Raw genomic sequence first — 9,320 nt, forward strand, 5'->3', positions numbered from 1 at the left:
ATTTTTTTTAAATTTGCGCAGGAAATATGAATTTAGATTAGGCTAACTTTTGAAACGGGGTGGACCCCGATTTTTCAAAGGAGAAAGTATGAGCATGGATTTAAAGGAAAAGGCGCTGCAATACCACGCCATGGGCAAGCCGGGCAAAATCGAGATTGTGCCCACCAAGCCGCACAGCACCCAGACCGACCTCGGCCTGGCCTACACGCCGGGCGTTGCCGCCCCGTGCCTGGAAATCGAGAAGGACAGCAATCTCGCTTACGACTACACGGGCCGCGGAAACTTGGTCGCGGTGATTAGCAACGGTACTGCCGTGCTTGGTCTCGGCGATATCGGCGCCCTTGCGGGCAAGCCTGTGATGGAAGGCAAGGCGCTCCTGTTCAAGATTTACGCCGGCATCGACGTCTTTGATATTGAAATCAACGAAAAGGACCCCAAGAAGTTCATCGAGATTGTGAAGGGAATCGCCCCCACGTTCGGCGGCATCAACCTGGAGGACATCAAGGCTCCGGAGTGCTTTGAGATCGAGGACACACTCAAGGCCGAGCTCGACATCCCAGTGATGCACGACGACCAGCATGGTACCGCGATTATTTCTTCGGCGGGCCTTTTGAACGCCATCGAGGTCGCGGGCAAGAGCATTCGCGACGTGAAGATGGTGGTGAACGGCGCCGGTGCCGCCGCGAGCGCCTGTACCAGGCTGTACCTCTCGCTCGGCCTCAAAAAAGAGAACCTTGTGATGTGCGACAGCAAGGGCGTGATTCGCAAGGACCGTAAGGGTCTCACCGAAGCCAAGGCCTTCTTTGCGACCGACCGTACCGACATCGAGACGCTCGAAGACGCTATGAAGGGCGCCGACGTGTTCGTGGGCCTCTCCAAGGGGAACATTCTCACCCGCGAGATGGTGCGTAGCATGGCCGACCAGCCGATTGTCTTTGCGCTTGCGAACCCGACTCCCGAAATCAGCTACGAAGAGGCGATGGCGAGCCGTGGCGACCTGATTTTTGCGACAGGCCGCAGCGACTACCCGAACCAGATCAACAACGTGATTGGCTTCCCGTACATTTTCCGCGGCGCCCTGGACGTGCGCGCCACCTGCATCAACGAGCACATGAAGCATGCCGCCGTGCGCGCGATTGCCGCCCTTGCCCACAAGCCCGTGCCCGACGTGGTGAACATCGCCTACAACTCCCAGCGATTCACCTTTGGCAGGGAATACCTGATCCCGAAGCCCCTGGACCCGCGCTTGCTCACGGAAGTTTCCATCGCCGTGGCGAAGGCCGCCATCGAGAGCGGCGTGGCCCGTAAGCCCATTACCGACTGGGACTCCTATTACGACAAGCTCCGCGACATGATGGGCTACGACAACAAGCTCATCCGCCAGTTCAGCGATACGGCGCGCAGCAATCCCAAGCGCGTGGTGTTTGCCGAGGGCGACAACCTCAACATGCTCAAGGCCGCCGTGCAGGTGAAACTCGAAGGCGTGGCACACCCGATTCTGCTCGGTAACGCCGAACGAATCCAGATGATGGCGAGCAAGGAACAGCTCGACCTTACGGGCATCAAGATTGTGAATCCGCGCTCTCCCGAGGAATTCGAACGCCGTCGCCGCTATGCCGAAATTTACGCCCAAGAAAACGGCCGTAACGGCGTGGTGTTCGAGGAAGCCCGTGACGACATGTACGAGGTGAACCACTTTGGCATGATGATGGTGAAGGAGGGCGATGCCGACGCTTTCATTACCGGCGGTTATTCCAAGTATTCCGAAACCATCGAACTTGCAAAGGAAATCATCGGCATCCGCGAGGAATACAAGCACTTCGGCGCCATGCACATCTTGAGCACGCGCAAGGGAACGTTCTTCTTGGCCGATACGCTGGTGAACCGCGACCCCGATGCCGAAACGCTTGTGGACATCGTGAAGCTCACGCATGATGCGGTGCGCTTTTTTGCCCACGAACCGGTGATGGCGATGCTCAGCTACGCGAACTTCGGTAGTGATAAGGAAGCCGCCCGTGGTACGGCCAACAAGGCCCGCGACGCGGTGAGGATGATTCACGAGCAGTTCCCGGACTACGTGCTCGATGGCGAAATGCAGGTGAACGTGGCCTTGGACAAGGAACTGCGCGACTCCAAGTACCCCTTCAACAAGCTCAAGGGCCAGACCGTCAACACGCTCATCTTCCCGTGCCTTTCCTCTGCAAATACGACTTGCAAGATGCTCCTCGAGATGGGCGTGGGCGAGTCCATCGGTCCCGTGCAGATGGGCCTGAACAAGCCGGTGCACTTTACCGACTCCGACGCTTCCGTGCACGACATCTTCAACCTGACCGTCGCCGCCGTCATCGACGCGATTGTGCAGGAGAAGAAGGACGAAGAGAAGAACCGCAAGAATTTGGACCGTCTCTGGTAAACGTCTTTAAAACGATATCATAAAAAGGCCCGGGACAAGTCCCGGACCTTTTCTGTTGTTTCCGCAGGCACTCTCTAACCTGCGGGTACCCATACAACCAAACTTACTTGAGGTTCACCTTGTGCATGAACTTCTGGGAGCCCTGGCGGATCACCAGGAAGGCGGCGCCGCGGAACCCGGTGGAGAGTTCGACGGTGTTGACGCCGCGGATTGCGTCGAAGTTCTGCTGGACCACTACCTGGCCGAGGCTGTTCATGAGCATGACGCTGGCACGGCCGGCCTTGGTGGCGTTGAACGTGGCGGCGATGGAGCCGCCGTTGACGCTCAGGTGGAGCTTGCTCGCGGCGACTGCCGGCTTGATGGCGTCCGTACCGCTGAGTGCGACGACCTTGCCGGTGGCGGTGCCTGTGAGGTCAGACTTTTTATCGAAGTCGTCGATGATTTCGGTGGAACCGTCGGCCTTGATGCCCTTGATGTAGTCAAAGGTGATAGTGCCTGTGACCTGCGTGCCGTAGAGGTTCAGACCGATGGCGTTTGCTTCGTTGAGATCCGTGGGTTCGTTGCGGAAATCTTCCCACTTGACTTGGAAAGTCTGGAAGGAGCCGGTGAGTTCCTGGTCGGCCTGCTCCATAACGGGGGCGTCGAACCAAGCCCAGCTGCTGCCGGTCATCATGAAGAGGTCCATGGAGGTCCAGCCGTAACCGCCGCAGCCGTCACTTGTTCCGGTGCAGGGTCCTGCAGAGGCGACGGAACCTTTCAGGCGGACTTCGATGCCGACGTACTTGGAGAGATCCTTGTTTGCGCCGCTGAGGTTGACGCGGACCGTGCCCACTTCGCTGGAGTCGGAAGTTACTGTCTGGTAAGTCACCTGCACGCCCTTGCCGCTTCCGGTTTCGGGGACTTCGTTTTCGTTCACCAGGCTGTCAAGGTTGCTCTGGTTGTTGCCTTCCTGGCCGTAGGCCTTCTGGAGAGCATTCAGAACATCCGGGTCGAGAATGCTGTAGGTGCCCTTCTGGCGGGTAATGATGGTCATATTGCCGTCGTCTTCGGCACCGGTATCCCAGACGTAGGGGATAATGCCGTTGGCCTTCGCGTTCTTGGCGACTTCACCGTAGAAGAGGGCGCGGCCCTGCAGGTGGAGCTTGAGGTTTGCGGCGTCGGTAATCTGGCCGGTGCGCTTGATGGCACCGAGTTCGCCGATAATCACGGGAATGCCCTTGTCGCAGAACATGGTCTTGAGTTCACCGAAAGCGCTCTTGATCTGGTTCGGAGTACCGAGGGCGCTGTTGTCGATGCTGTTGGTGTACACGTTCCAGCCCATGTTGTGAGTCTTGTCGGTGGTGCTTTCGAGACCGGTGTAGTAGTAGAACTGTGTGCCCCAATCTTCGTCCTTGGTCATGAGGGAATACTGGTACGGGTAGTAGTGCACTTCGGCCATCATGTAGCCGGCGCCTGCCGGGTCGGTGGGCCAGTTCTGGTTCAGCATGGAGGCCATGTCCATTTCGGTACGCGGGGCCTGCACAATGAGGGTGCGGGTGGCATTGTTGCCGCCGGCGCTACGCACGGAGGTGATGAAGGCGTCGTAGTAGCCCTTCAAAACCTGCATACGGGTGTTGTCAAATTCCCACTGGGTACCGTTCCACGGGTCGTTCACGCCCGGTTCGTTGGCGCCTGCAAAGAGGAGGTGCTCGTCGTAGTCCTTGAAGTAGGTTGCAATCTGCTTCCAGTAGGCGGCCTGGCGGGCCTTGGTGGTGGCAGAACTGTTGGCAATATCACCGGAACCGCTGCGCGGATTGGCGGTGCCGTCGTAAACGCGGTCTTCGAGCCAGCCTTCGTCCCAGTGCGAGTTCAGCACCACGTACATGCCTTCGGCGATGATCATGTCCACCACGTCCTTGACCTGGGCGAGCCAAGCGGCGTCAATGGTCGGGGTGGTAAACGAGGCGTCCTTGCCTACGTGCTTGTAGGTGGAGTTGTCAGCGGTGCCGCCGTTAGCAGCGATATCCTTGGCGAGGGCGTCGGAATGTGAATACCAGGCGCAGGGGATACGCACGGTGTTGAAGCCGGCTGCCTTGATGGCCTTGATGTAGCCGGCGGTCGGAAGCGGGTTGCCCCATCCGGTCGGGTTTTCGGGCACTTCCATGGTGTTGCCGATGTTGTAGCCCATGCCCATGCTCTCGACGAGTTCGCTGGACTTAGGGAGGGCGAATGCGGCGGTGGCGGCCACGAGGCCGAAGCTACATGCGAATCCAAACATCATTTTTGCGTTCATAGAACGACTCCTTTAGTTGCTTTTCCCCTAATCTATATTTCGGCTCCAAAACCAGGAAAAATAAAGCACCGACCTCAAAAAAGTCGGTGCAATGCTTTCAACAAATGTAAAGTTTCGTTTACTTTACAGCTATTTTTATACGGTTTTTGCCGCTTTTGGCGATGTAGAGGCCCTGATGCAGTCCTTCGAGGCTCATGGTGGTGGCGGTTGTGCCGCCGGCAGCGTTCACCTTGCGAACCAGGTTGCCCTGCATGTCAAAGAGTTCGATGCCGCTTGCCGCGTTGCCCCTGAGCAGGTTCCCTTCGCGGGTGATGGCGGCGTCAAGGCCGTTTTTGACCACGTCCACGAAACCCATGTAGCCGCATTCCGGAATCATGGCATCGCAAGGGTCTGTAAAGGAACTTGAGGTCGGCGCAATATTGCTGCTCGATACCGGCGCAATTGCGGAACTGCTAGATACAGGAGCGATTCCGGAACTGCTAGACGGCGGAACGACCATGCTGCTGCTCGATGCTGGCACGCTGCTGCTCGATGCCGGCTCCGTTCCTCCGCCCGTGATAAAATCTTCCACGTGCGTCGCGCCCGTGTTCACGTAGTTGCCGAGGTTGTACACGCTGCGCATCGCATTGATGACGTCGGTCTCGAGAACCTTGCCCACGGGGGAACTCTGGCGGCGAATGTATGCCATGTTGTCGTAGCCGGAATCGCTCTCGTTGCCCATGCCCATGCTCTCGACGAGTTCGCTGGACTTAGGGAGGGCGAATGCGGCGGTGGCGGCCACGAGGCCGAAGCTACATGCGAATCCAAACATCATTTTTGCGTTCATAGAACGACTCCTTTAGTTGCTTTTCCCCTAATCTATATTTCGGCTCCAAAACCAGGAAAAATAAAGCACCGACCTCAAAAAAGTCGGTGCAATGCTTTCAACAAATGTAAAGTTTCGTTTACTTTACAGCTATTTTTATACGGTTTTTGCCGCTTTTGGCGATGTAGAGGCCCTGATGCAGTCCTTCGAGGCTCATGGTGGTGGCGGTTGTGCCGCCGGCAGCGTTCACCTTGCGAACCAGGTTGCCCTGCATGTCAAAGAGTTCGATGCCGCTTGCCGCGTTGCCCCTGAGCAGGTTCCCTTCGCGGGTGATGGCGGCGTCAAGGCCGTTTTTGACCACGTCCACGAAACCCATGTAGCCGCATTCCGGAATCATGGCATCGCAAGGGTCTGTAAAGGAACTTGAGGTCGGCGCAATATTGCTGCTCGATACCGGCGCAATTGCGGAACTGCTAGATACAGGAGCGATTCCGGAACTGCTAGACGGCGGAACGACCATGCTGCTGCTCGATGCTGGCACGCTGCTGCTCGATGCCGGCTCCGTTCCTCCGCCCGTGATAAAATCTTCCACGTGCGTCGCGCCCGTGTTCACGTAGTTGCCGAGGTTGTACACGCTGCGCATCGCATTGATGACGTCGGTCTCGAGAACCTTGCCCACGGGGGAACTCTGGCGGCGAATGTATGCCATGTTGTCGTAGCCGGAATCGCTCTCGTTGCCCATGTCCCAGAGGATCGGGGTGAGCCCGTACTGCTTTGCGGCAGAAACCACGTCCTTGTGCCACTGCACGCGGCCCTGCTTGTGGAGGTTCAGGTCGTTGCCGCTCAGTTCCGGTGAGCGCACGTTGGCGCCGAATTCGCCGACAATGACCGGGTAACCCTTGTCCACGTAGTTCGTCTTCATCTTGGCGAACTGTTCCTGCGGGTGGACGATGCTACCGAGCTTGGAATCTACAGAACCTGCCCAGGCGTTGTAGCCCGCGTTGCGGACAGGCTCGCTAGATTTTTGGTAGTCGCCGTAGTAGTATTGCGGAAAAACCTGCTTGTCACCCCAGGTATCTTCTTTAGTCATGAGCGTGTACTGGTACGGGTCGTAGTAGTGCACCTCGAACATCAGGTAGCCTGTTACCTTGTCCTTAGGGAACGTGCTTACGGGCGCGTTCGCGACAGACTTGTCGATGTCGGTGTTGAGGCCCTGGATAATGAGCGTGCGGGTGGCGTTGTTCCCGCCGGTGGCGCGCACTGCGTCAATAAACGTCTGGTAGTAGTGCATCAGCGTGCTTACATGCTGGGCCGTCCAGGGGTCCACATTCGGGCCGGGTTCGTTCGCACCCGCAAAAATCAGGCGCTCGTTGTAGTTCTTGAACTTGTTCGCAATCTGCGTCCAGTACGTCTTCATCTTGTTGTCAACAGTCGAGTTGACGCTCGTGCCGATGTTTGTCTGGAACCAGCCGCCTTCACCCTCGTGGTGAATGTTCAAGATGGTGTAGAGGCCCGCGCGCATCGCATAGTCGACGACAGTCTTCACGGAATCGAGCCATGTTTCGGTGACCTTGCCGCCGTTCGTGTGGCTGTCCCAGGCGCAGGGAATGCGTACGGTGTTGAAGCCTGCCGCCTTCACGGAGTCGAGCAAGGCCTGCGTAGGGAAGGGGTTGCCCCATAGGGTCGGGTTGTTCGGCACTTCCATCGAGTTCCCGATGTTAAAACCCATGCCCATGTTCTTCTGGAGCTCCGCCGCTGTCGGGAGGGTGGCGGCATTTGCTGTAATTACAGTCGCGGCGATGCCGAGAATAAGTCCAAACCTTTTCATGGAGACCTCTTTTTTGTGTCCTTCATATAATCTATATCTCCGGCGCGGGGAACGCCCCCGGCAAGGGGCTACCCGCAGTAAAACCGGTGAGTGAGGCTCAACGTTTGTAAATAAAATACAACTATCGGTCTTTTACGCAGCGGACAGAATTCATAGATGATAGATGATACTCCCTCATTTCCGCAGATTCTTTACCAATTCTGAATATACGAGAATTGCTGTTTTGGGTATCAATGAACTTTACATAATAATAATCGTATTTGCCGGGTATGGTTTCCGAAGGTGCTCGCGTCGAGGTCCAAAAATAAGCTGCTGCGTCATTTGATGTGACGTCAGCGGTCCACATGTCAAGGAGCTCTTCATAATTTCCTGTGGGAAGGATGGACATTTCTGAATTGTCTTTGCCTTTTCTATAGTACCAGCCATATTTAGACATCAAGAATAGCGCTGACGTGTCTGCGCAATAGTTTGTATTGTTGTTGAATGCCGTTTCATTTGCGCATCCTCCAATGTAAGACATACTTAAACTAGCAAACAACGTTTTCCACTCTGTTGTATCGGGCAGGTGCCAGCCATCTGGACAAACAGTTTGTGCAGTGATAGCTGAGTAAAAACGACCGCTGGACAAACAATGTGCTTCACTAAAATGAGGGCATCTGCTGCTATCTGGTGTCCCGATTTTGTAATTGAGGTTTTGCAGCATCCACTCCTTTGCGCCAAATCCCTTCTTGTAGTATTCGTGACCATCGCGTTTATCAGTAAAAATATAATCATAACCAACAGGTTTGATTCCCATCGAAATCGCCATCCAGGCTTTGGCTGGAATGTTCCAATTCCATTGTTCCATCGATATAAAATTCCCTGCCCCCGCGCACGTCATGAGTTCTCCATTAACCCTTAACGTGTCGCCAATGTAAATTGAAGTACAAATTCTATTAAGGATGATTTCACTTGAAGTCAACAGACGATAATGCCGGGAATCTGTAGAATCACAAACGTATTGCAGTCCGTTGGTTCGTCCGTATATGATTAAACTTTCAGAACCGGGTTGACCACACGCGACGACTGCCCCGGTAGTCTGGTTGATGTAATCTGGAGCTAAAAGCCAGCGATAAGTGGTGTCGGAATTTTCGGCGTCGCCCTTTGAACAAAGGTAATAGTTATCATTAAAGGGAATCTTGCTTAGATCTCCGCTTTTGCTTATGTTTGCCCCGCTGTTGTTTTGTTTTTCGGCGCAAGCCCTGCCGCGTTTCGGGTCCAGTTTCTTGAATATCGAATCCAATGCCGTGCCATGCCGCCAGTGGTTCCCGTCAAAAACATAGACAAGGTTCGAGTTTACTTTGCCGTTGCGCACGTCCCCTTCGACGAAGTTTGTATCAAGAGCATCCCAACCAGCGGTATCCTCTTCAATGTTGATTGATTTACGCCAACTCTGCGAGTCGCATGTGTACCAAAGACCATCGGAGAGCTCGGCGATTTCACCATTGCGCTTAATAGTACAGCCACGTTGGCCGAAGGTGTCGTAAGCGTTGCCTGCACGCCATTGTTGAGTGGTTTGCTCGTATACATACGGGGCGTGCGTTTCTGCTCCTTCTTCTACATCTCCGTCATTGTCGGCAGTTATGAACTCGCGCGTGTCTTTTTCATAATCGGTGGACGGTCGCCAATTTCCGTCTTCACAGGTGTAGAAAATTCTGCTGATGACAGTATCTTTCACTACAATGCCGTTTCGCGTGCTCTTTTCGCCTTCGGTGCAACCTGTGCCAAGGATGGCGTCCAGCTCAGTGCCTTCCTTCCATTTGTTGTCACTCAGGTGGAATACGTATACGCTGTCTGTGTAGGTGCCGCGGCTTACAGCGCCGTCCTTTTTTGCTGGTTTCCATCCGTATGTATCGTATTCTATGGGCTTGGCGCTTTGCCATGCGCGGTCTCTGCAAATGTACCATTTCTTTTCGGCAGAGTCTTGCGCAATGTTCCCTTCTTTAGAACTGGTGCAACCCAG

The 9,320-nt window shown here is 55.2% G+C and carries 5 protein-coding genes; 1 reads left to right on the forward strand and 4 read right to left on the reverse strand.

All coding sequences use genetic code 11. The features are described from left to right. Nucleotides 1-88 precede the first annotated feature (88 nt). Nucleotides 89-2,413 (forward strand): NADP-dependent malic enzyme, encoded by a 2,325-nt coding sequence (locus BUB55_RS11485; RefSeq protein WP_073191542.1) that lies wholly within the window; start codon nucleotides 89-91, stop codon nucleotides 2,411-2,413. A gap of 103 nt (nucleotides 2,414-2,516) precedes the next feature. Here BUB55_RS11485 and BUB55_RS11490 read toward each other — a convergent pair whose 3' ends face one another. The 4 genes from BUB55_RS11490 to BUB55_RS11505 form a co-directional block, all read right to left on the reverse strand. Continuing rightward, complete coding sequence (locus tag BUB55_RS11490; RefSeq protein ID WP_234971915.1) at nucleotides 2,517-4,685, reverse strand: glycoside hydrolase family 5 protein; 2,169 nt, start codon at nucleotides 4,683-4,685, stop codon at nucleotides 2,517-2,519. 118 nt (nucleotides 4,686-4,803) lie between these two features. Next, nucleotides 4,804-5,511: a T9SS type A sorting domain-containing protein gene (locus BUB55_RS14605; RefSeq protein WP_073191545.1), complete on the reverse strand. Its 708-nt coding sequence runs from the start codon at nucleotides 5,509-5,511 to the stop codon at nucleotides 4,804-4,806. A 118-nt stretch (nucleotides 5,512-5,629) separates the two neighbouring features. Continuing rightward, nucleotides 5,630-7,318 carry a glycoside hydrolase family 5 protein gene (locus tag BUB55_RS11500; protein ID WP_234971916.1) on the reverse strand — a complete coding sequence of 563 codons (1,689 nt, stop codon included), beginning with the start codon at nucleotides 7,316-7,318 and terminating at the stop codon, nucleotides 5,630-5,632. Nucleotides 7,319-7,439: 121 nt separating this feature from the next. Continuing rightward, the coding region (locus BUB55_RS11505; protein ID WP_073191549.1) for an FISUMP domain-containing protein at nucleotides 7,440-9,320 on the reverse strand (1,881 nt) is incomplete at its 5' end.

Source organism: Fibrobacter sp. UWP2 (assembly GCF_900141705.1).
GTDB lineage: Bacteria > Fibrobacterota > Fibrobacteria > Fibrobacterales > Fibrobacteraceae > Fibrobacter.

What these genes read in the sequence shown, in the direction of transcription:
- BUB55_RS14605 (WP_073191545.1), bottom strand. Translation starts at nt 5,511, where the DNA reads ATGAACGCAAAAATGATGTTTGGATTCGCATGTAGCTTCGGCCTCGTG.
- BUB55_RS11490 (WP_234971915.1), bottom strand. Translation starts at nt 4,685, where the DNA reads ATGAACGCAAAAATGATGTTTGGATTCGCATGTAGCTTCGGCCTCGTG.
- BUB55_RS11485 (WP_073191542.1), top strand. Translation starts at nt 89, where the DNA reads ATGAGCATGGATTTAAAGGAAAAGGCGCTGCAATACCACGCCATGGGC.
- BUB55_RS11500 (WP_234971916.1), bottom strand. Translation starts at nt 7,318, where the DNA reads ATGAAAAGGTTTGGACTTATTCTCGGCATCGCCGCGACTGTAATTACA.